17 protein-coding genes are annotated in these 23,760 nt (G+C 57.7%); 8 read left to right on the top strand and 9 right to left on the bottom strand.

Annotated features, from left to right (window positions below):
- Positions 1 to 6 precede the first annotated feature (6 nt).
- From flgK to FGE21_RS11760, 6 genes are all read left to right on the top strand, one after another.
- Positions 7 to 1,452 carry a flagellar hook-associated protein FlgK gene (gene flgK / locus FGE21_RS11785; protein ID WP_139663486.1) on the top strand — a complete coding sequence of 482 codons (1,446 nt, stop codon included), beginning with the start codon at positions 7 to 9 and terminating at the stop codon, positions 1,450 to 1,452.
- Between the two features lie 3 nt (positions 1,453 to 1,455).
- The gene (locus tag FGE21_RS11780; protein WP_139663485.1) at positions 1,456 to 2,463 is read left to right on the top strand and encodes a flagellin; all 1,008 of its coding nucleotides are present in this window, start codon (positions 1,456 to 1,458) and stop codon (positions 2,461 to 2,463) included.
- Entirely contained in the window at positions 2,463 to 3,566 is a 1,104-nt protein-coding gene (locus tag FGE21_RS11775; RefSeq protein ID WP_139663484.1) for a flagellar basal body P-ring protein FlgI, read from the top strand. The genes FGE21_RS11780 and FGE21_RS11775 overlap by 1 nt, the downstream gene beginning before the upstream one ends.
- A gap of 808 nt (positions 3,567 to 4,374) precedes the next feature.
- A complete protein-coding gene (locus FGE21_RS11770) occupies positions 4,375 to 5,310 on the top strand; it encodes a chemotaxis protein CheB (protein WP_139663510.1) in 936 nt (311 codons plus the stop codon).
- 26 nt (positions 5,311 to 5,336) lie between these two features.
- A complete protein-coding gene (locus tag FGE21_RS11765; RefSeq protein WP_139663483.1) occupies positions 5,337 to 5,897 on the top strand; it encodes a chemotaxis protein CheD in 561 nt (186 codons plus the stop codon).
- A 180-nt stretch (positions 5,898 to 6,077) separates the two neighbouring features.
- A complete protein-coding gene (locus FGE21_RS11760; protein ID WP_255731534.1) occupies positions 6,078 to 7,616 on the top strand; it encodes a caspase family protein in 1,539 nt (512 codons plus the stop codon).
- A 6-nt stretch (positions 7,617 to 7,622) separates the two neighbouring features.
- Here FGE21_RS11760 and FGE21_RS11755 read toward each other — a convergent pair whose 3' ends face one another.
- Positions 7,623 to 8,465, bottom strand: coding sequence for a M15 family metallopeptidase (locus FGE21_RS11755; RefSeq protein ID WP_139663482.1), 843 nt, complete (start codon positions 8,463 to 8,465; stop codon positions 7,623 to 7,625).
- A 177-nt stretch (positions 8,466 to 8,642) separates the two neighbouring features.
- On the opposite strand from FGE21_RS11755, the gene FGE21_RS11750 reads away from it, so the two are divergent.
- Together FGE21_RS11750 and FGE21_RS11745 are read left to right on the top strand one after the other, a co-directional pair.
- Entirely contained in the window at positions 8,643 to 9,206 is a 564-nt protein-coding gene (locus FGE21_RS11750; protein ID WP_139663481.1) for an OmpA family protein, read from the top strand.
- Between the two features lie 45 nt (positions 9,207 to 9,251).
- On the top strand, positions 9,252 to 11,438 hold the full coding sequence (locus FGE21_RS11745) for a serine/threonine protein kinase (RefSeq protein ID WP_139663480.1): 2,187 nt from the start codon (positions 9,252 to 9,254) through the stop codon (positions 11,436 to 11,438).
- A gap of 25 nt (positions 11,439 to 11,463) precedes the next feature.
- On the opposite strand, the gene FGE21_RS11740 is transcribed toward FGE21_RS11745, so the two are convergent.
- The 8 genes from FGE21_RS11740 to FGE21_RS11705 form a co-directional block, all read right to left on the bottom strand.
- Positions 11,464 to 12,186, bottom strand: coding sequence for a PP2C family serine/threonine-protein phosphatase (locus tag FGE21_RS11740; protein WP_139663479.1), 723 nt, complete (start codon positions 12,184 to 12,186; stop codon positions 11,464 to 11,466).
- Positions 12,183 to 12,884, bottom strand: coding sequence for a type VI secretion system-associated protein TagF (tagF, locus tag FGE21_RS11735; RefSeq protein ID WP_255731533.1), 702 nt, complete (start codon positions 12,882 to 12,884; stop codon positions 12,183 to 12,185). The genes FGE21_RS11740 and tagF overlap by 4 nt, the downstream gene beginning before the upstream one ends.
- Positions 12,866 to 16,441, bottom strand: coding sequence for a type VI secretion system membrane subunit TssM (tssM, locus tag FGE21_RS11730; protein ID WP_139663478.1), 3,576 nt, complete (start codon positions 16,439 to 16,441; stop codon positions 12,866 to 12,868). The genes tagF and tssM overlap by 19 nt, the downstream gene beginning before the upstream one ends.
- On the bottom strand, positions 16,438 to 17,835 hold the full coding sequence (tssL, locus tag FGE21_RS11725) for a type VI secretion system protein TssL, long form (protein WP_139663477.1): 1,398 nt from the start codon (positions 17,833 to 17,835) through the stop codon (positions 16,438 to 16,440). The genes tssM and tssL overlap by 4 nt, the downstream gene beginning before the upstream one ends.
- Positions 17,836 to 17,857: 22 nt before the next feature.
- The gene (tssK, locus tag FGE21_RS11720; RefSeq protein ID WP_139663476.1) at positions 17,858 to 19,198 is read right to left on the bottom strand and encodes a type VI secretion system baseplate subunit TssK; all 1,341 of its coding nucleotides are present in this window, start codon (positions 19,196 to 19,198) and stop codon (positions 17,858 to 17,860) included.
- A gap of 28 nt (positions 19,199 to 19,226) precedes the next feature.
- Positions 19,227 to 20,765 carry a type VI secretion system-associated FHA domain protein TagH gene (gene tagH, locus FGE21_RS11715; RefSeq protein ID WP_370285657.1) on the bottom strand — a complete coding sequence of 513 codons (1,539 nt, stop codon included), beginning with the start codon at positions 20,763 to 20,765 and terminating at the stop codon, positions 19,227 to 19,229.
- 135 nt (positions 20,766 to 20,900) lie between these two features.
- Entirely contained in the window at positions 20,901 to 21,533 is a 633-nt protein-coding gene (locus FGE21_RS11710; RefSeq protein WP_139663474.1) for a hypothetical protein, read from the bottom strand.
- 11 nt (positions 21,534 to 21,544) lie between these two features.
- Positions 21,545 to 23,710, bottom strand: a complete 2,166-nt coding sequence (locus FGE21_RS11705) for a type VI secretion system Vgr family protein (protein WP_139663473.1) — start codon at positions 23,708 to 23,710, stop codon at positions 21,545 to 21,547.
- Positions 23,711 to 23,760: the final 50 nt, after the last annotated feature.

The following is a 23,760-nucleotide window of genomic DNA, read 5'->3' as shown; positions in this document are numbered from 1 at the left end:
TATCGGATGTCCCTATCGTCCGCTTTAAGCAATGCCATGACCGGCCTCTCAGCGGCCAGCAGATCGACCTCCGTCGTTTCCGACAACCTCGCAAACGCCCTGACGGATGGTTACTATCGCCGCACGCTTGAATTGCAATCCAACGGCGCCGCCGGTGGTGTTAACGTCGGCTCGGTGAAACGGATGGTCGATCCGGCAATTCAAAAAAGTGTCCGCTCTGCGGAAGCAGAATATGCCGCCACATCTGTAACCGCGGATTTTTATGCCCGGGTGACGGACCTTGTTGGCAGCGTTAACGATGGGTATTCCATCGCGCAGCGGATGACCGATATGGAATCGGCGCTGATCGAGGCAACCTCTCTGCCCAACTCCGATGCGCGCCTCAACGATTTCTCCATGCAGGCAGAAGAGCTCGCAGAATCGATCAAGGAAGCCGCAGATGGTCTTTCGGCGTTGCGCAACCAGGCCGAGGATTCCATTTCTTCTCTGATCAATGGGCTGGAGCAGGATCTGGAGGATCTGGACGATATGAACGGCCAGATCCTTGCTGCCCGCGTGCGAGGGCTGGATACCGCAGGTCTTGAGGACCAGCGCGACAACCTCATCGATTCAATCAACGAAGTTATCCCGGTTCAGATCTATGAGCGGGAGAACGATCAGATCGCTCTTTACACGCAGTCAGGCGTGAAACTTCTTGATGGGTCCGCCGCCGAATTCACCTTTGACGATACGGCGCTTGTCACCCCTTACATGACCATCGACAACGGTCAGCTTGCGGGGCTCGAGATCGATGGGATTGCAATAGATACCTCCATAAATGGCAAAATCGGTGGCGGCAGTCTCGCAGCGCAATTCTATGTCCGCGACGTCGCGGCTGTCCAGGCTCAGGAAGATCTCGACACAATGGCGGGTGACCTGATTCTGCGCTTTCAGGACCCGACCGTTGACCCGACGCTGGCGGCGACCGACCCTGGACTCTTTACCGACACCGGGGGATTTTATAATACGGCAGACGAAGTGGGGATAGCCAACCGGATTCAGATCAACACTGTGATCTCGATGACCGGTGACGCCGAGACCTGGCGTCTGCGGGACGGCCTCAACGCCGCAACAATCGGTGAAAGAGGCGACACCACTATTCTCAACAACTATGGCGCTGCACTTGAGGCAACAAATACAATTGCTTCGCCCGGGCTGGGGTCCGGCGATTTCAGTGCCTACGCCATCGCCGCAAACATGATGACGAATTTCTCCCAGGAATACGATTGGGCGGAACAAGATCAGGCATTCTCGTCGGCAATCTACTCGGACATGCAGTCACGGGAGCTGGAGCAAGGCGTCGACACCGACGCGGAGCTCCAAACGTTGATGATGCTTGAAACCATATATGGTGCGAACGCCAGGATGCTCCAGGCGATCGATGAAATGATGCAGGAACTGATGAGGCTCTAAGCTATGAATGTGACGTCTTTTGGTGACATGGCGCAGTATCTCTTCCTGCGCACCAGATCGGTGGATCTGAACAAACAGCTCGACACGCTTACACAAGAAATGAGCACGGGCATCGCGTCAGACCTGACGGAGAAATTGGGTGGCGACCTAGGTTTTGTTGCAGACCTGGAGCGGTCCATCTCCAAGCTCGACAGTTATCAGGTGGCGGCGCAGGAATCCGCGCTCTTTGCAGCAACGGCGCAGAGCTACATGGAGCGGATTAACGATAACGCCCTCAACCTAGGCACAAATATCCTGTCCCTGTCCAGCACGAGCAATGCCACCACCTCTGAGGAATTATCGCAGCAATCCATCTCATACCTGAAAGAGACGATCAGCAACCTCAACGGGCAACTCTCCGGCCGCAGTCTCTTTTCCGGCACCGACACGAGTGCCGTCCCATTGGAAAGTGCGGATACCATGATGACCGCTCTGGTGGCGGAAGTCGGCGCATTGACGGATGTCGACGACATTGCTCAGGCGGTTCAGGACTGGTTTGATGACCCGGCTGGTTTCGACGCGGTCATGTACAATGGTTCGACCAACAGCATGAGCGCTGTTCGCATCGGCGCGAATGAAGAGGTCAACTTTTCATTGCGGGCTGACGACGATGCATTCAAACAGGCGATGAAGAGCTTCGCAATCGGAGCATTGGCGAGTCAGGAATACCTCAGTCACCTGTCGCCCGTCGAAGCGGCTGATCTGATCGAGCGTGCAGGCACCGAACTGATGACTGCGCAGACCGAGCTCACGGACATTCAGTCCGACATTGGGTTCATCGAAGCACGCATCGAGGAAACTCAAACCCGGAACTCTGCCGCTCTGACGTCGCTCGGGACGACGTTGAACGATCTGATCCTCGCAGATCCAGCCGAGACAGCCAGCCGGATCGAGGAAGTCCAGTTCCAGCTCGAAGCGCTCTACACGGTCACAGTCCGCTCCTCGCAACTCAATTTGTTGAACTACATGTAATGCGTAGATTTATTCACATACTGATCACATGCCTGTTTCTGCCAACGCTGGTCCAGGCCAACGCAATACGCCTGAAGGATCTCGTCGAGTTCGACGGGGTCAGGGGCAACGATCTCGTGGGGTACGGCCTTGTGGTCGGTCTCAACGGGACCGGAGACGGGCTTCGGAATTCGCCGTTCACCGAAGAAATCATGACCAACATCCTCGAACGTCTTGGGGTGAATGTGAGTGGCGAGCAATTCCGGCCCAACAATGTGGCAGCTGTCTTTGTCACAGCGACGCTGCCGCCTTTTGCCCGGGTAGGGGGGACCATAGATGCCACGGTATCGGCAATCGGTGATTCCAGCAGCCTTTTGGGCGGGACACTCATCATGACACCGCTCAACGCGGCAGATGGTCAGATTTATGCCGTGGCTCAGGGCACGATACTTGCCGGCGGCGCCGTTGCCGAGGGCGAAGCTGCGACGGTTACCAAGGGTGTTCCCACGTCAGGCGTCATCCCGTCCGGAGCGCGGGTGGAAAGAGAAATCGATTTCGACCTATCGTCTCTGAGTTCGATGCGATTGGCGCTGCGAGAACCGGATTTCACCACCGCGGGCCGCATCGAACAGGCCATCAACACTGAATTTGGGCGCAATGTGGCGGTGATGCGGGATTCCGGTACGGTAGAAGTGGACATCCCCCGTACCAATGCCAGATCGACCGCACATGCGGTCGGGCGGATGGAAAATGTTCTCGTCGAGCCGCAGCGCAAAGCCAGGGTGGTGGTGGACCAAAGCTCCGGCACCATTGTGATGGGGAGTGATGTCCGCATATCTCATGTCGCCGTGGCGCAGGGGAACCTCACGCTTCGGGTGGAAGAGAGTCCGTTGGTTGCACAACCCAACCCCTTTGCCGACGGCGAGACGGTGGTTGTGCCTCGCACCGGTGCCGCTCTTGAGGAAGGCGACGGGATCCAGCTTGCCGAAGTGCGTGAAACAACGTCGCTTTCTGAGGTTGTGGCCGGCCTGAACGCGCTTGGAGTTGCGCCCCGTGATATGATTGACATCCTGAAAAGCCTCAAAGCGGCGGGGGCTCTGCATGCGGAGTTCGTGGTACGATAAGCGCCAACGCCGAGCTTAGCCAATTTGGCCGGAACCTCAATCTGGACGTTGAGAAAGCAAGATCAGCGACCAATGATGCGAAAAGAGGTCTGGTCGCATAGAGACGACCAGCGCCAGAGGTCAATCGTGAGGCGGTGTGCCTGACTCGTCCCGTTTTGCGGGGCGAGGATCGACTTCCGAAACTCGTCCCCGGAACCACCTCTTCCATCTAAGTCTGAAGAGCCCAAGTTCCACTCGCTCAGGTCGTGGTGAAGGTGGAGGATGTCCCGGCTGGGATTAAGATCGCACGCCCCTGCAACACCGAACCACGTGTCTCGAAAATTTCTTAAGACAGATTTTGCGATCCAGTGCGACTTGTAAGGCGCAAATTAACTCCTGATGCCGAAAAGATAGGGCGATGCTTTTTGCGACCTCATATGGTTCGCGGGACCGGAGGAAAAGATGAACTCGCTTTCGAGACTTAAGATCCTGCACAGATCGCGAGCGCTTCTTGGGCGTCATACGAGTGCAACCGCGCTGCGAAAGGTTCCGGGTCGCCAGACCCGCATACGCCGAGGGGGCTCTGATTGTGCGGGCGACGGTGCGGAACCTGCGTTTGACTGCGATCGCGACCAAAGGGTGCGCAGCCAGAGTTTTGGCAAAACCATAAGTGAACTGACAGGTGAATGGCGTTGCAAAAAGGCTGTCTACCTCGTCCAACAGGAACTTCCCGGGACACCGGGGCAAAAAAGCGGATAAGCCATTGTCTTCGTTGAGCGTACTGATTGTCACCACGGATCGAAACTTCGCACGTGCACTGCAGAGCCAGATGGTGGCAGCCTACCCCGGCCTTCAGGTGCTTTTGGCCAATAACCTTATGATGGCCTATAATCAGGCCGAGGCGGGGCAGCCTTCCTTTGCATTTGTGGAAGATGGCTTCACCCAGTTGCCGGAATTTGAAATGATGCTGGCGTTGTTTTCAGCTCTGGATGTCCGATGGGTGTCCGTGATGGACAATCCGAATTCAACGCCGGCCCGGGGGGGCTCTCCTTTGCTCAATGTTGGAGCGGGGATCTTTGAGCTTTCGAAGTCGGACAGTCCGCGACAATTCGTACAGTACTTCGACATGATGATCAAAGCCCCGCGCAAAAACGCGACGCCAATGGCAGCGGCCAAGACATCAGCAGGGCGTGAAGACTTTAAGAAAATCATCCTGATCGGGTCATCAACCGGAGGCGTCGAAGCTTTGCGCAATGTTTTGGTGGGGTTTCCAGTTCAATGTCCGCCGACACTTATCGTCCAACACACCGGCAGGAGTTTCGGAACGGGACTTGTATCGCTTCTTGACAGGATTTGCCCGGCCAAAGTTGTCTCTGCTGACGATGATCTCACGCTGCAAACAGGCCACGTCTATATCGCGGCGGGACAACCCCGCCATATGGGTGTGACGCCGCGTAAGCCATACCGAATTCGCATGAAAGAAGGGCCGAATGTATCCGGGCACACCCCATCTGTTGACGCTCTATTTGCGTCAGCTGTTCCATTTGCAAAGGATGTTGTTGCAGCAATATTAACCGGCATGGGGCAAGATGGAGCCAAGAGCTTGCTGGAATTGCGCAAGGCGGGCGCAACTACCTTTGCTCAAGACGAAAAAACCGCCGTTGTATACGGCATGCCCAGGGTCGCCTGGGAAATTGGGGCCGCCCAAAAACAAGTGCCTCTGGCCCGTATGGCCGGAGCAATACTGCAAGCCTGTAAGACCTGAGCCCAGACACCTGGAAGGAAGCCGCTTTGTCGACTGTTTTTCAAAATACCAGTACGGTCACCGTTCTACAGGGTGACTATAAGGTTACCACTGATGCGAAAGTCGTCTTTTCGACTGTTTTGGGCTCCTGTATCGCAGCCTGTATTTATGATGAGCAAATTGGCGTTGGGGGGATGAACCATTTTCTGCTCGCCTCCTCCAATGGTTCTGCCGGTGTAAGCGCCCGATATGGGGTCCACGCCATGGAATTGTTGATCAACGGTGTCATGAAAAAAGGGGCGCAACGCGCCAATTTGAAGGCGAAAGTATTCGGCGGTGCGAAAATGTCGGCCAACCTCTCCGACATTGGCGCAAATAATGCCGATTTTGTTCAGCGCTTTCTGCGCGATGAAGGTATACCGGTGATCTCCTCGTCAGTCGGGGGCACCTCCGCCCGCAGGGTTCGCTTTCATGCGTGTTCCGGGGCAGCGCAGCAAACCCATGTCGCCGATGACCGCAAGTTGGGCGAACAGGAGCAGGCAGCCGTTGCAAAAACCCAAGTGCCCGCGCCGAAACGGGCTGCTGTGGACAATGTTACTCTCTTCTAAATTCTCAGTCCTCAGCCTCACGACAACTGTGTCATGACCTTCGCAGTTTTTTCGGCCCCCTGTTGGTAACGACGGGGGGCTCTCTCAAATGTGAAGTCAAGGCAAAGGATGCTTCGCAAATGTCACCAAAGGGGTTAGATTGGCGACAATTGATTTCTGATTTGCCCAAGGCTTTACCCCATGTTCCAACGTTTCGACAACGTGATCTCACATGCGTTCATCCTGATGTTGGTATCAAGCATCGTTTGCCTGGGAGCCACGACCCGATCCGTGGAGGCCGCAAGCGATCGGATCGCCTTGGTGTTCGGCATGGCCGATTACCGCCATCTCCCTCCGCTCACCAATACCAAAAACGACGCGGAAGCGATTTCCCGAACCCTTGAACAAATTGGATTTGATGTCACCCTCTCCGTGGATGCGAGTGGTGCGGAAATGGAGCGACTCCTTGATGATTTCTCGTTTCGGTCTGAAGTTGCTGACCTAGCGCTCATCTATTTTGCAGGCCACGGAATAGAGGTTCAGGGCGAGAACTTCATGATCCCGGTGGATGCAAACGTCGCATCAAACAAGGACGTACAAAGCCAATCTCCCTCGCTGAAGAATCTCCTGTCTGCGGTGGACCGGGCACGTAAAATGCGGATTGTGATCCTCGATAGCTGCCGGGACAACCCATTGGGAGATACGTTGGATCTGGCCGCAGCCCAGGCGACTGAAAGTGCACCCTCAGTTGAGGCGACCCGTGGCGGCGGTGGCCTTGCCGCTGCCAATCCTGATCGCGGAACCCTTGTTGCCTTCGCCGCCAAGGATGGACAGGTTGCCCTTGACGGAAGCGGCGACAACAGCCCCTTTGCTCTGTCTCTTATGGAAAAGATGACCCAGCCCGGTCTCGAAATCAGCCTGATGTTCCGCCAGATCCGCGATAGCGTTCTTGCTCAAACCGGCAATCTCCAGGAGCCACACACATACGGTTCCCTCACCGGTATTCCCTTCTATCTTGCTGGCCCCGCTCAGGGTGGCGAAAGCCTCGATATCGACGACGCATCCAAAGCCTGGTCCAGCCTGCGTCCAGATCAGGAAGAACAACTGTTGGCGCTTGCGGATCTTGGCGACACCCGATCCATGTTGGGGCTGGCCTACATGCGCCTCAATCCAAACGAGGGACGGTTTGATCCGAAGGCTGCGGTGGATTTTCTGAGCCGCGCCGCCGCCGCTGGATCCCCGGAAGCTCAGTTCGAGCTCGCAAAGCTCTATGAACGAGGAACCGGGGTCGCCCAGAACGCGGAAAAGGCGCTCGAACTGTACCAGGCCGCCGCTGCCCAGAATTTTGCCGACGCCATCAATGACTTGGGCTTTCTGCACTATCAGGGAGGGCTGGGGCTACCTGCGGATCCTGGAAAAGCATTGCGGTTGTTCGAACGGGCCGCTGACCTGCGTCACCCGCAGGCACAATTCAACTTCGCCGCGCTGATTGATGATGGCCACATTCCATCCAAGGGACCTCAGGACGCGGCAAAATATCTGTACAACGCCCTGCGCTCCGGAAGTCAGGATGTTTTGAACCTTCTGAGTGAACGCCCGACGATGTTCACCCCCGATACCCGGCGCGCATTGCAGGTGCGGCTTAAGGACAATGATTTCTACACCGGTGCGATCGATGGTGATTTTGGACCGGGGACGCAGAGAAGTATTCGCAGGGCCTACGGCATCGAGGACAGTTGAACTCGCCTATAGTTTTCCCTCAGCCAGCCACAGGTCAAGCTGACGACGGCTTATTTCAAAATGCATGCTGTCCTCCCGACCGAAACCGGCGCCCCAAACCCAGCCTTCATCCTTGAAGAAATCCGCCAGAATGGTCAGACCCAATTGTGTCCGGCCGTCACCAAGCGTGTCGAGACGACCGTCGATGTTCAGATCAACGGCCAGCCCGTAGCTATGGGTCGAAAGTGAATTCTGTGTTCCGCGAATACGCCGAACGCAGAGAGACCCGGCTGTGTTGATCCGCTCATACAGATCCGGGTCCGTCTTTCTGATGTTTTCAAACACCACCTTGAGGCTCTCGATCGCGGGCAGCAGCATCCTGACCCGGATCGGGCCGACCTGCTCCAGCACCAGCTTGTTTTTCAGACGCTCATTGGTCATCGACTGGCACTCATCAGTCAAATTTTCGCGAGGTCGGCCAAGTTTGTCGGAAAGGTAAGTGCCTCCGGCCACTTTCAGACCGTCATTTACATTGCGCCGATCAGCTATGAGGACAACCTGGGCGTAGGAATCGAGAATGGCATTCGGTCCGGTCTGACGCAGAAGCGAGTCTTCTTCGTCCTGCAGGTTTGACGCCGGGGCCACCGTATTTGCCGATGCCGATTGCGCAGCTACAGCTTTTTCCAGATCCTCCAACTTGATCTGTGTATCCTCAAGTTGCTGACGCAGCAGTTCAATATCGATCCGGGCCTCCGAATCCACAGCCCCGCTGCCATAGCCCTGTTCGTTGAACAAAAAGGACAGGCCAAACCAGAGAGCTGCAGCCAGGATCAAGCCGACGGCGATGATTATGGCGTGAATGACCTTCATGTTGTTCCTTTTATTCCATGCACCTCTTGATTACCTCAGGTTTACTTCCAACCTACTAGGTACAAAAGTGAATTTTATCATTGAATTCCGGTTTGGCAGGTTTGCAACCATTGGCAGCTTGATGGGTGTAGTGTAAACTCTGTGCAACTAAAGTGGAATAACAGGGAGGGCATGTTCATGGTCCAGTTCCGCGCTTTGGCACTGTCGATTTTTACCGCCACACTCTTTTCCGGCGCTGCGGTTTTTGCGCAAGCTTTGTCTGTCGAAGAAATCACTGAAGCCTTCAAGAAACAAAAGACCCGTGGTCTGGTCATCATCCCGAATGCAAATGACGCGGCGCCTGCTGCAGATGAAGAGACGGCGACGATTGCAGCCGCCTCGGAGGAGTACAATCCTCTTGAAGCCGCGTCTCAGATCAATGTTCAGATTTCCTTTGATTTTGACAGCGCTACCCTTCGCGACGATCAAAAGCCAAAGCTTGCGAATATGTGTGCCTCCATGAAGGCCATGGAGGACACGGTTTTTCAGATCATTGGCCACACGGACAGCTCCGGTTCTTCCGCCTATAACGAGCGTCTGTCGCTGTTGCGGGCGCAGGAGGTTCGGCGCCACCTGATCGGGGATTGCGGTGTCAGTGCCGACTCTCTGCAGGCGATCGGCATGGGTGAAACTGCGCCGTTTGATTCCGCAAACCCACGGGCCGACGAAAACCGGCGCGTGGAATTCCAAGCTCTGGGCTGACCGAATGCATTTTTTGAAGACCCTGACCAGGCCGGAGAGACAGGAATGATCGACTCCCGGCCCGGGGACATGTTTTTGCCCGGCGATCTGTTGAATAATACGTATCGTATCGAATCTTTGCTTGGTCGTGGCGGGACCTCTGAGGTTTACAGAGCCAAATCCGAAATTTCCGGAAATCTGGTCGCTCTGAAAATTTTGAAGCAGGAATTCTCCGGCAATGAGGACTTCACAGTGCTCATGGCGCGCGAGGAGAATATACGCGAAATTCGCCACGACGCGGTCGTCCGGTATTCCGAGAACCACCGAACCGCCGATGGCCGCATCTATCTGTTGATGGATTATATCGAGGGGCCGGGGCTGGACCAAAAGCTCAAGGAAGGTCCGATGCCGGTCTCTGACCTCCTGACGATCTGCAAGCGCGTGAGCCAGGGTCTTCAGGCGGCTCATAGACGGAAAATCGTTCACCGAGATCTCAGCCCTGACAATATCATTTTACGCGGCGGAGACCCGTCACAGGCGGTCATCATCGATTTTGGTATAGCCAAGGATACAAATCCGGGCGCGGAAACCATTGTCGGCAATGAATTCGCGGGCAAATATTCCTACGCGGCGCCCGAGCAGATGAGTGGTCAGACAGATGCCCGCTCGGACATCTATTCGCTGGGCGCGCTCCTGCTTGCCAACTACCGGGGAAAATCTCCCTCCTTGGGTGCGAACCCGATGGAAGTCGTTGAGAACAAGCAAAAACCACTTGATACCGACGATCTGCCTGAACCTTTCCGGACCCTGATACAGCGCATGTGCGCGCCTGACCCTGCGGACCGGTTCCAGTCGGCGGGAGAGGTTCTGGCATTCCTCGAGGCCCCGGATGAGCAACCGGCGCTTGCTCCCCTCGACAACACCGCGTCAGATCCGCTTGATGCGCTGATCGGCGCCCCGGCGGATCCGTTGGACGATGCAACCATCATCACGCCGCGCTCCACCGTCAACCCACCGCTGTCTCCTGCCGTTCCGGGCAAAACCAGAAGCGCGCGCAAAGGGGTGATCGCGCTTCTGGTTGTGGTATTCTTGGCACTGGGAAGCGGCGCCGCATGGATGTCCGGGGCGCTCGATTCCATATTTTCACCGTCATATCCAACGGCTGATCCATTTCGCCTGATTGTGGAACGCACGGACGGTGGCGCAGTTCGCGCCGCAGGAAACGTTCCGAGCGAGGAAGGCCAGGCGGCCTTGCTGGAGCTGGTGGACACTGCAGAGCTCATTCTCGCCTCCGGCGAGATCTCAGAGACCTGGTTGCGCGACGTTCTGTTTACCCTCGAACCGCTTGCGGAACTGGAAGAGTGGCGCCTGACCGTCGAAAACAATGATGCCAATCTGGTTGGAAAGACGTCAGATGCTGATCTGCTTGCCGATCTTGACGGGTTCTTTGGCGGCGATATGCCGGGGGCCTTGATCGGGATTGTCGACATCGCGTTTGAACTCCCGCTTCTGGACGATGCCATTGTACGGGACATTGTCGCCACTCATGCTGACTGTGGTGCCCTGAATACACGTGGTTCGGCCGTCGGGTCCGGCTACGCTCCCAATGAGACGCTTCATGTTTCCGGTCAGGTCGCCGGAACAGAAACCCAAATCAGCCTGTTCGACTCCCTGACCGCCGTCGCGAACGGCCGACCAGTAGAACTGGATCTGGACGTTTTGAACCCCGCGCTCTGCATAGTGGAGCAGCACCTGCCCAAAGCGCCGTCCGGAGGGGTTAGCGTGAACTACGCGGATGGCACCAGCAAAGAAGCAAACCCCTCGGGGACATTCTTTGTCGGCGAGAACCCGATCATTGATGTTGTTTTGCCGTCCAACATAACCGACGGTTTCCTCACGGTCTCAATTCTGGACGTCACGGGGAATGTGTTTCACCTGCTTCCGAATATCAGCCGACAGGAGCATTCGGTGGCCGCGCTGCGCTCCGGTGCAGGCGGGGTCTTTCCGATCCGGGTTGCGTTCAGTGTGGAGGAGTCCACAACCTCCGGCGGTATCGCGTTCAAAGTGGACGACAGCACGCTCGGCAAGAGCAAGATCATCATATTGCACTCTGCAGAGCCATTGTTTCAGGGGTTGCGACCGACCGCCGAAAGCGCGGCCAGTTTCGCAGAGGCCCTGCGAACCAGCGCGACACGGGACGCAGGCCGTATACTGTCTCTGGACAGTAGCATTCTCACGACATCAGAGCCCTGAGCAGAGCCTGGGCCATGGGCTTGCCTCACATGACATCCACGACGATGGCCGAGATATTATCCGCGCCGCCACCGGTCAACGCGATCTGAATCAACCTGTCACCGAGTGTTTCCAAAGGGGTGGATGCGAGAATATCCTCCAGCATGGAGAATGTGGCGTATTTGGTCAGCCCGTCTGAACACAAAAGAAACCGGTCGCCCGGCGCTGTCTCACCCCGCACCTTGTCCAAGACAAGCTCGCCTTCGATGCCAACGGCCCGGGTGATTGCGTTGGACTGGGGGTGTTGGTCGGCTTCGTCCCAGCTCATCTTTCCGGCCAGTACATAATCCGCAACGGCCGAATGGTCCGAGGTCAGGAGTTCAATTCGCCCATCCCGCAGCCGGTAGATCCGGCTATCCCCAGCCCAAAGACACAGGAAATATCCCTGGCTCACGATGAGTGCCACAACGGTCGCCCCGATGGTTGCGCCGCCCCGGTTCTGTGCTTCGGCCTGGATCGCACGATGGGCCCCGTGGATCGCATCGCGCAAGGCATGCATTTTGGTCCCGGGATCAAGACCCGTCGGAATGGTCGCGACCATATCCGCGATCAGTCTGCTGGCGTAATCGCCTGCGTCGTGGCCGCCCATACCGTCCGATACCAACCAGATTTCATGTTCCGGCAGAGCCAATATGGAATCTTCATTTGCCTTGCGAACCAGACCCGTATGGGTTTGAGCAATATAGCGGGTATTGCGCATCTCTGTCATAGCGGACGGGCCTCTCTCCAAATACTTGCACCGAGGTCAAACAGACCCATTGCCTGCGCTCCCGTCGGGAGCCCCTTGCACGCCATCATACGTGGATTTCCGTCCACTATCGCAGACCAGACACCAAGATCGCGTCCCTGACGCTCCAGCAATCCACCGGCAACCGCAAGCGGCAGGCGCGAAACCTCACCCACTCCGGTCAGCACGATGCATTCCTCGCTTTCGCGCAAAGGGGCAACAGCGCGCATGTCGGGCACTTTGACCCGCGCCAAGGTCTGCGCGAGTCTGTTCTGATCCATCGAGTCCTCGAGACAATCCAGCGCTATATCTTCGAGCCTCTCAAACATCAGGGCATCGCTCAGATGGTCAAGAGCGGCAGGGCCCGGCGTCGCAAGTGCACTCATCAATGTAAGCGGGAACCGCCTGCCGACACGATCGACGGAGGGCATTATAACGCCGGTCACCTTTTGCCCCCCGGCGACACCCGAAGGCAAAGTAAACCGCCAGATCGGTGCCGACATATAATGGTGGTCAAAATGAGGGCCATAGGTTGCCTGCCCCGCCGCCATGATCGTCTGCACCCAATGATCCCAGATTGCGACGAACCCCGCGGGAGGGGACAGTCGGAAGAAATCCCCGACTGTCGGCATCTTCCCGAAAGCTCCGAACCCGGTCATCGTCACATCGACTTGGGGCAAGAGAATTTGGCCATTGCGGGCAAAGCGAAGGGATTGACCACCGATCCTGCCTGCAATTCATATAAAGCCAAACGCCCACCGACGGTGAAATTAAGTCGCCGCCGGTCCACTGCATTGGTGCGGCGCACTTCGGCCGCGTCGAGCAGCCGGAACCACGCCCATGGGCCATCCTTCGACAGAACATTCTCGCTGTCACGGCGCTTCGGATTGAGCGTAATGCGCGCCAACCCGACGGATCCGGGCCAGGTGACAGCCACGGGAGTGGGTTGCCCCATCTTGTGATTGAACTCCACGGTTGTGCCGTCGATCTCCAGGATCATCTCCTTGGCCTTGGGGTCCAGCGCCTTTGGCGTGATCTGAAACGCCACCAGAGGTGCGGTGCCCGACGCGAAGAAGGCCTCGCGGATTTCAGCTGCGAATTGCATCTGGTTCAGAACGGACTGGCTGATACCAAGATCAGCCCCGGCCCCTGTTGCCTTGAAGGTCCAGGGGTTGGATCCCGTGTCGACATATTGCGCCAGATGCTGATTGAAGAACCCATCGATCAGCCCGCCGGGCGAGAACAGCCGGGCAAAATCCGCCATTGCGACATCTGCCCGGGCCGACCGGTTGAAGGGATAGCGATTGGAGAGCGCCTGCGTACAAAACGGCAGGACATCCGATTGCCAAGCCGCATTTATCGAGGCCCGTGTCCCCTCTGACGTTATGCCGGACGACCCTACGGTGATCTGTTTCGCCCAGCGCTGCATCGGCCCTTCGAACTGACCGGCGGCCTGCTGAAACTGCAGCAAGGCCTGACTACTGGCGCCGCCGGAGGAAATGCCGCTGATCGTCATTTTGTTGAGTTCCTGATAAACGGTCAGCAACAGCCCCATCAGCCCATCCAGCTGAGAGGGCTGCCCTTCCGGGCCATCCACCAGTTGATGCAGCCAGGAGAACCGGTTTTCAACAAACCCACCGGGCGGCAGCTGGGGCTGGCCATTTTGGGCGGGCCCTGTCTTCATCAGGGCTTCGAGCAGGATTTGTCCCTGGATCGACAGGTTCGAACGCGCTTCCACATTGGCGACCTGACCAAGCCCGTCATTCAGCGCAGACGTATCCACCAGGGATCTTGTTTCAGTGAGTTTGGTTTCCTCAGCCACCGCTTTGAGCACGTTTTCGATAGGGGAACTCGCCCCGGACAGGACCCGCGTGACATCGACAGCCTGATTCAAAGATTGCAGCGGAATGACGTCGAGATCACCGAGGAGATCATCGTAACGCCCGATAAAATCGTTGTAATACAGGTCCAGAACGTCGCGGCTCAGGGACAGTAGGGCCGCTTCGCTCGCCGATTCCGGGCTGTTGTCCCCCAGAACCCAAGCCTCGCTCTGGACGCGCTTGGACACGCTCACCGCTTCGGACAAGAAGACATCATTAAACCCGTTGTAGGTGAAGATGCCTTCGATGCCTTCGGCCATGGGCTTGCCGGAACTGCGCACCATCACGCGGGTAATTTCCGGCCCGCCAATATCTGTGAGACGCCATTGCGGCAGCTCGGTGGCCGTGCGCGAATTGATGATCCCGGAATACACCCGCTGTGACATCGGCATTTCCGCGAGAACACCCCGCGCCTGAGCGATCAGATCGCCATTCAGCGCGACTTCTTCCATCGGCTGCGACAGAAGCGCCGTCAGGTGATCATTCATATCGGCACGCAGCTGTTGGCGCACGACTCCCGAATAGGTGACATTCGCCCAGTCGCGGTTGAGAAACTCGCGCACGAGGTCCGGGTTCATCGGCCCTTGCAAACCAAGCATGAGATAGATTTTCAGAGTTTCATACAACGCATCCACGTTGTTCATGTTCTCCGAAATCTGCTCTTCGAGACGCACCAAAAGGCGCGGCAGGAACCGACGGTTCAGCGCCGATCGGTATGTCTGCGCGCCCTGGGTGCCGATGACTTCGCCCTGATACAGGCCATATGTCTGGGACAGCTCCGGATCTGGCGTCGCCAAGACCGGGTTGCCGGGCAGATCGCGCAGTAAATTCAATGCCTCCACGACCGGAACGAGATCAGTATCCCCGACAGGGCTCGCAGGCAGGGCAGCCGCCGCAGCCTGATACTGATCCACCTTCTCGCTTGCTTCGGCGATCATCTGCTTGTTCCCGAGGAAGGAATTCACCCAGATACCGCCCATGGCAAGGGTCAGGATCACGGTCGCCGCCACCGCAATGCGCCGCGCCCAGCGATACCGGCGCTCGACCTTGTCGTCTGATGAAACCAGCCCTGCCTCAAGGAACATGACCCCCTCAAACAAGCGCGTCAGAAAATACGAGCGACCCGTTCCCTTGCCCGAGCCGATGGCCTGTCGCCCGATGCCAAAGGTTTGCGCCATCCCCAACATGAGCCGGTCAATCGGCGTGCCTTCCTGGGTTCCGGACGCAAGATAGACCCCTCTCAGCATCTGCCGTTTCTGAAAAGCGTTGTCCTGAAACACTTCCTTCAGGAACTCGCGCGCAACCCCGCGCACTGAGGCCACCTGCGACGGGAAGCCTGCCACCAATGCGCGCCGCTGGGGATCAGTTTCCGTCTGCATTTTTTCAAGCAGCTGCGCATTCAGTTGCCCCAACAGCCCGGCAAATTCCTCGTCAAACCGGGTGATCGGATCCGCATCGGTTTTCGACTTCACCAGAGGCAGCGTAAAGCCCCAGACCTGCTCCCGCTCTTCCTTTCCCAGCGCGTCATAAAATTCCTGGAACCCGGCAATCAGATCCGCCTTGGTAAAGACAACATAGACCGGGAACCGCACGCCCAACCGTTCGCGAAGTTCCGCCAGACGGTTCCGAATGGCGGTGGCGTGCGCCTTCTGGGTCATCTCGTCCTGCAGGGACAGATCCGACAGCGATATTGCGATGATCGCCCCATTGATGGGCTGCCGTTTGCGGTAGCGTTTCAGCAACCCGAGAAAGCCGAGCCAGGCGGCATTGTCGGATTCCGCATCACTCTCCTGCGTGGTGTACCGCCCGGCAGTATCGATCAGGACCGCCTGATTGGTAAACCACCAATCGCAGTTGCGCGTCCCCCCCACGCCACCGATGGCTGCTTTTCCCAGCTTGTCCGCAAGCGGAAACTGCAGGCCGGAGTTGACGATAGCCGTGGTTTTGCCCGCCCCAGGCGGGCCGATCATGATGTACCAAGGCATCTGATTGAGATGCTTGCGGCCGTTCTTTGACTTTCGCAGTTCGCTCAGCGCGGTTTTGAACTTGCCCTTCAGCTCCAGCAGTTCTTCGCCAATGACATCGTCTTCGACCATATCGACGGCTTCTGCCATTTCATCGGTCATCTTGCGGTCGCGGCGCGCGCGCAACAAGGCGATCAACAAGAGCGTCAGCAGCGTCAGCACCCAGAGGATGGCAATGAAGACGATCCGGGACAGGATACTGTCAAAGGGCCGCCAGCTATCGGACCCTATGAAGGGCGCAAAGAACCAGATGCACGCCGAAAGGGCCAGCGACAGCAAAATAAGAGCTGTGTAAATAGAGCGGAACAACGGCAAGATGTAACGACGGATCATTCTTGTACCTCCTGCACAAGCAGGACTTCGATTCTGCGGTTTTTCGCGCGGCCTTCGCGCGTCGCGTTGTCTGCAATGGGTTCCTTGTCTGCCCGCCCTTCGGCAGCCAGTCGGCTTGGGTCGCTCATTGCGTCGGCCATGCGCGCCATCACTGATTTTGCCCGCGCCAGCGAGAGTGCCATGTTCGACGGGAAGCGGGATGAACGGATCGGGACATTGTCCGAATGGCCCACCACGATCACCTTGCCGGCCTCGTCGTCCAGCGCCTGTGACAGCCGGTCAATCGGGTCATCAAAGCTGGCCTGCAGCTGATCGGACCCTGACCCGAACATGCCGGAGCCGGCAAGCCGAATTGTCAATGTGTTGCCCTGCGGAAAGACCTCTACGATGCCGTCCTTGATTTCTTGCTCCAGAAAGCCCGAAACCTTTGCGATCTGCTGTTCAATGGTCGGAACCGGCGGCGGCGGCGGCGGCGGCGGAGCACGACGTTCCAGCGTGGCAACCGGCCCGGCTTCGACCGATTGCATCTTGCCGATCACCCGCTCGGTATCGCTGGAAAGCGCCCAGCTCAGGCCAACAAACTGGATTGCGAGCAGAACACTCGCGACGGCGATTGAGATCCACACGAGACGCCAGGCCGACCGCACCAGGAAGGGGCGCACAACGCCCTTCCACCGGGGAGACAGCTCCCACTCGACCTGACCGCGTTGGCCCCGGATTATCCGCGCCAGAGCAGCCCGGATCTGCATGTGTTTTTCCGGCCCGCCCTGCTCCACCCGCAAGCGACCTTCGAAGCCCAGCGACATGCACATATAGAGGAATTCGAGCATATCGATATTGGCTGCGGGCTCCTTTTCAAGCCGCGCGAGAAGGTCATAAAACCGATCGCCGCCCACGGTCTCGCGGTGGAACGTGCCAACCATCGACTGCAGGCCCCATGCGGACTGCCCGCCCCAGGGAGTGTTCAGAACCACATCATCCAGTGTCGCACAGAGCGCATAGCGCGCGATTTTGACCGTCTGCGCCGAGATCCCCGCCTGCAGCGCCCGGTTTTCAAAGGCGCGCACCTCGCCGACCACACTTTGGCGCAGCTTGTCCGGATCCATATGCTGGGCCCGGTTCCGAATGCGGCTGATCAGGGCAAAAAGTGCTGTGGCACAGGCCGTGAGCTGGTTCATCCCGGTCAGCGCGACCGCGGGGGCCTTGGCGCTGCCTGACGCAGTGGCCGGGGAGGCCGAGGACGGGACGCCAAATGCCGCACCGGCGGGCGCCGCCTGCGGCGATGGTGCGCCCGGGGCCGGGGCCTGACCGGACCGCCGCCCGCCCGGATTGGGACGGATCACGGTTTTATCGGTATCGCCCGGCTCGGCGAAAGGATCGTCAAAATCGCCCATTGGCATACTCCTTCAGCCGCGTTCAAGCATTTCGAATGGCCCACAGCTCCATGTTGAGCCCGGGATATTGGCCGGATACGTGAACGGCAATTCCGCCAGATGTTGTCATCTTGCCCCAATAGGGGCTGTCGGCGTCCATCTCAAAATAAACCACACCGGAATGATACGGGATCTGCCGGGGTGCAACGGGCAGCGGCCGCAGCGTGATGCCCGGAAGCGCCGAGTTCACAAGCTGGCGAATTTCCTCGACCGGACCGATCTTGGCCTGTCCGGCAAAGTGGCGTCGCACGTCTTCGGCGGGAATATCGGCCTTTACCGCCAGCACAAATCCCGAGTTTCCTATCAGCTTGCGATCGGCGATCACCCCGACCGAGATCCCGTATTTGCGGGGTTCCAGCTTGATCGGGATCGCGGTCTGTTCCAGCACAGAGCTGAGATACTGGCGCAAGACCCGGATCACTGGCCCGAAACACGCGCTCAGGTTATCATGCGTATATGCGGGAAACTCTGGCACGACCTTGTCCATGCTCATGAAAGCGGACAGCTCTCCGGCGAGGCTCGAGAGCATGCCAAAGAGCCGCTCTGGATGCAGGTTTTCGATTTCGCGCAAGTGCCGCACCAGTGGCAGGCTTCGGTTTACGACGGCCAACAACATGAAATCTGAAACATCCGCGACACCGCGCGCGCCGCCTGCTTCGGACAACCGTCCCGACAGCGCCTCCATGCGATGGGCCAGCAAACCCTCCAGTTCCCGCAGAAAGTCACGCAAAGCAGGAGCAGCCCGGATATCCAGCGCCGACGGCATGAAGGCCTGATCCAGCACGATTTCCTTGTCCGCGCGCACCTCGATAATGCGGGCGACCGGAATGGCCAGCAAATCCGCCATATCATCGACGGCCAGCGCAAATTGCAGCCGCAACGTACCGACATCCAACTGTACCGGTTTGCGGTCCACCGACGTCACATCGGTCACTTCCTGTTTTGCCGGGCGTAGACGGCTTGCAGATCTCTCGGCACCGGTCAGATCGACCTCTGTTCCCCCCTGCCGACGCTGCGGCACGGTGAGGTAGACGATACAGTCCTTCACCGTCTGCGGCACTTCGAGCGCCGGAGGATGGCTGTCGGCCATTGGCACACGGTACACCGCCCCATCCTGCGTCAGACCCTCGCAGGACTTCAGCGCGAACTGCCCTATTTTCAGGGCCTCGAAATCAATCTCGACACGAGTGAAACCCCAGGCATAGGGCACCAGGCGCCGCGCAAGGCCCGCAATCTGCGCCTCCATATAGCGGTCGGACTGCTGAAAATGATGCGGCTGCAAAAACAGCCCCTCGGTCCAAAGCACCTTGCTGTCCCAGGACACCTGGCTCTCCTCTCTATTCGGCCCACACCTACGTGTCAGCGTCTTCTTTCAATCGGTCCATCTGCGCCTTGTATGCGCGTGCGAATTCCCGGCTGAACAGATCATGAAATTCGTTTTCCGCCTGATCGGAGATCTCAGCGTAGTGGTTTTCGTATACGTCCCAATACTGGGCCTTCTTGTTCCGCAAAATGCCACCAAGTCCACCACGTTTTTCAATCTGCGCTTCCAGCAGTTTTGGATCCAGCTTGGCAAGCACCCCTTTCAGAGCGGCCTCCATCCCGGTGACCATGGCTATTTCATGGGCTTTTATGTCTCTCAATGCCTCTTCGGCGGCGGTTTCGGCGTCCAGATAGCCACGGGCCCGGGGCTTTATCATGGACTCGATGGCCTGCTCCGGGGAAATGGAAAACTTCAGCGGGTTATTTCCCCCGGCAGAGATCATCGTCTGCTCGATCCGGAACTCCGATTTGATCGAGGTGCGCGTCATCAGGATTTCACGCAATCCAATGATGAAGATACGCATCACGCGGCCCATGCGTTCCATCACCGGCGTCTGATCTTCTGCGGATATTTCCAGATCCTCAACAGCCAGAGCATCCACGAATGCCCGCACATCGCTGCCATCCGATGGCAAGGTTGCGGGCTTTGGCGACGGCTCGGCGGGGGCTGTCACCGCAGGCTCAGGATCAACCGCAACAGGGGGCGCCGCTTGCGGTTCAGGCGCGGCTGTTCTGTCCTCGACGCCGGCAATCGGCGCGGCAAAGGGATCATCTGACGCGACCGGAACAGTGGGTGCAACCGGCGGAGAGGCCTCGAACGGAGCGGGCGTCGGTACAGGACGCTCAACCTCAGCCGGCCGGGCAAAGGGTTGGATCTCTGGCCTGGGCGCGTCTTCGGCGGAGCCGATCCCCGACAGGAACTCGTCATCCCAATCGTCGGGGATCACAGATGACTGCGGTGCAAGCTGAGGGCTGAACCCGTCCTGAACTGCGGGATTATGGGACGGCAAACTGGCACCCTGTCCCTGGCGCCCGTCGTCCGGCGTCTGAAAGAAGGGATCCTCTTCCTCTCCGAGAGGCGGCAACAGATCGTCGATGGGATCCACCGGGTTCATCTGAGACGGCCCTTTGGGGGTGGTGTTTTCCCCCAACAGATCATCGAGGAAATCTCCGCCCGGGCCTGCATCATCCAGCAAGGCAAACGGATCAGGGGCGTTTTCCGCATGCCCCGGCGACAACGGATCCGCCGCCAGCGGATCGACCGCAAGCGGGTCCGGCACACCGCTGTCCTGGCTGATGTCCACTGCCAGTTCATAGGCGCCGACGGTCAGAACATCGCCATCATGAAGCGGCGTCGGCGTCGGCCCGAGCGGCATTTTGCTATAGTTCAAAAACGTGCCGTTGGAACTCAGATCCACGACAGAGACATGGCTGCCGTGATCTTCAATGACGCAATGATTGCGAGAGAGCAACTGATCCGGATCTGGCAGAACCACGTCATTTGTGGCCCCTCGCCCAATGGTCAGACTTGGCCCGCGCAATTCCAGCGGGGTCGCATCCGAAGGCATTGTGCCAGACGACTGGAATCGCAACCTCACTCCCATAGCATCACCTCTCCCCTACCTGCGCAGCAAGAGAGACGGCCAGGACATTGATCACCCGCAAGAGCGCGTCTGCGCATGTTGTCGCCTCTCCTGACAGCCTTAATTTGCTTCCGAAACGATTTTCGGCATACCCGCCGCATCTGCAGCCGCAGTCCCAATATGGCCATTTCCGCCACGGGCAATATCCAGCGCCCTCTCGATCAGTATATAGCCATGTTCTTCAAACTTATCAGATAATTGCCCCAAGGCCACCATATTCATGGCGAATGCCGCAGCTTCTGCGGCACCGGCCGGCGCCGGGTATTGGCGCAAATCTCCCGGCCCGAGGGTTCCGTCATGGTAGGTCACCGCCCATGCGCAGTTCACGGTATCATCATCCACATAGGCATGGTCAATCGTGATCCGAGCGGCCTGTCTGTTGTCTTCTGTCGGATCGACGACCCAGGCTTCTGACGTGGAAAGGGACGGGGGGTCCTTCGGGCTGCGCGGGCCGATATAATCACGGGCCGCAAGACAGGCCCACCAGACCCTTTCGCGCGGCGGCAACAGGATCCCCATGAGCCGCAGCAGATCGATCATCGCCTTTTTCTCGTAAAGTTCGGAAATCACCTGAGGCGCGGTCGCACTGACCTCACTCTCCAGACGCGTTTTCAACAACACCTGTTGTCGCGACAAGATTTTCGCCACCGGCTCCTTCGGCAGTTTCACCAAATTTTCAAACATCTCAGCCATGTCATATACGCCTAGTTGATCATGGTGACGCCGCCCTTGAGGGTCAGCATTCCATCGCCCTTGACAGTCGTCAGCGGAGATTTCGCTTCCAGCATCCCATCAGCCTGAACCTTTATGATCGGTCCACTGATAGTAACACCTGAGTTATCGATTTTAATCGATGACCCACCCACGGTCAGTGTAATTTCCATGCCCGCCTTGATCGCGATCTTGCCAGCGGATGCTTCTGTCGTGATGTTGCCGAGGCTGATCTTCTCGGTCAGGTTCCCCGTGGCAATGGTGAGATCCATATCGCCAGTATCGATATTTTCGGTGAGGCTCCCCTTTTCGATCGTCATCGTCTTGTCGCCGGTTTCGATCGTTTCTGTGAAGTTTCCTTTCTTCACGGTCTCGATCTTATCGCCGGTCTCGACGATTTCGGTGCGGTTGCCGGTGACAACCGTCTCATTCATATGCTGCTTGATGGTCAGATCATATGATTTCTCATCCACCGAAGCGACAGCTTTATCGATCGCATCCAGACCCACGGTCATCGACATTCGGTCCTTGACCAGCGTCTGCTGATATTTCTGCGCCTGAATGCGCATCAACTCAGCGTCCTTCTTGTCATCAAACATCAATTCGTTGTAGCCGCCCCCGCCCTTGGACGAATTCGTCTTGATGCCAAGCTGCGTCTGATCGTCGGGGTATGTGTAGGGCGGTTTGGTCTCCGAGTTATAGAGCATCCCGGTCACAATCGGACGGTCCGGATTTCCATCTTCGAACTGCACCACGACTTCCTGTCCGATCCGTGGCACGGCGACCATGCCCCAATCCTTGCCGGACCAGGGCGTCATCACCCGGACAAAGCAGGATGAGGTCTCGTTCTTCTTGCCTTCGCGATCCCAATGGAACTGGATTTTCACCCGACCATGTTCGTCCGTCAGGATTTCCTCGCCCGAGTTGCCGACCACGGTCGCGGTCTGGATACCCGGAACCTCTGGCCAGGGCGTGACCCTCGGAGCGCGGAACTGGACCGATTTCTCGATCACCCGGAATGTGTTGGCGTAGCTGTCCTTTTCCATCTCCTTGGGAAAGTCGAGGTTCTGCGCCACCAGATCCCGGCGCATACCCTCCTGTTTCTGCGCAGTCCGCACGCCCCGTTCCCGTTCCCCGAATTCGCTGTCGACCTTCAGGTAATGCGTAGCCTCGATCACCAGAAAATCGTTGTTGGAGTCCGTGTCAGCGTGTTTGGTGAGCTTGAACGTATAGCCCGCGCCCAGAGTTCGTAACGACGATGCGCCACGCCATTGCTGATAGGTCAGAGCCTCCGCATCCATACGCGCGCGCGCCAGTCCGGTGCCCCGCGCACTGTCTTTTCGATAGTGCGCCTGATAGTCGTAAACTTCGAAATTCTTGTATTTATGCTTGCCCTTGGCCTGCGCGTCGCTGACTTTCAGATCCGCCTGCGGGGTGGTGAAGTCGAAATCGTTCAGCGTGACCTTGCCGCGGGTGACCTGCTCGATCTTGCTCAGCTCTGCAACATGTTCACCGCGCCTGCGATCCGCATCATCGCGGATGTGGAATTCCGCAGAGGGGTTTTCACTGATCGGTTTGTGCGCGCTCAGCCCGTCCGCAAAGACGAGCTTTTCCGCAGTTGATTGGCTGCTGTTGCTGTCGAAGAAGAAATAGATCCCCTCCTCCTCCATCAGGCGACAGAGGAAGGCATAATCGCTTTCGCGGTACTGAAGGCAATAGTCCCTCTGGGCGTAGGATCCGGACATGCTGTCCTTGTAATCTGAAAACCCGTGATCGCTCAGCACCTGCTTGATGATGTCCGGTGCCGTCATATTCTGAAAGACCCGGCAATCCTCGGTGCGCGTCAGAAGCCAGAACCACGGCCGGACTTCTGCAACGAACTGAGTGTATCCGTCGCGAAATCCAAAATTCTCAACTGAAATGCATAGACCTGAGTATTTTTGCTCCTTCCCGTTTTCCGTTATCACATGCAGATTCATGGTCTGGCCGACCAGATCATCTAGTGACACAGCGGAGTTTCTGGACTGGAATTCGATTGTCGTTTCGGTGAGCTTGCTCAATCCTTCGCGTACGATGGCGCGGCGCATCATAAGCCCTTTTACCGAATAAGACCCGGACATCCAAACGACGTCATTTTCATGGGCTTTGCTTTCGGTCATGGCTTCTCCTTTCTGTCCCGGGCACCGGCGAGGCACGCCTCAGCCCTGGG

It is taken from the genome of Phaeobacter sp. B1627 (assembly GCF_006265095.1).
In the GTDB taxonomy this organism is placed as follows: Bacteria; Pseudomonadota; Alphaproteobacteria; order Rhodobacterales; family Rhodobacteraceae; genus Epibacterium.
Note: the sequence above shows the minus strand (reverse complement) of the source record. Positions and strands in the feature narration are given on the sequence as shown.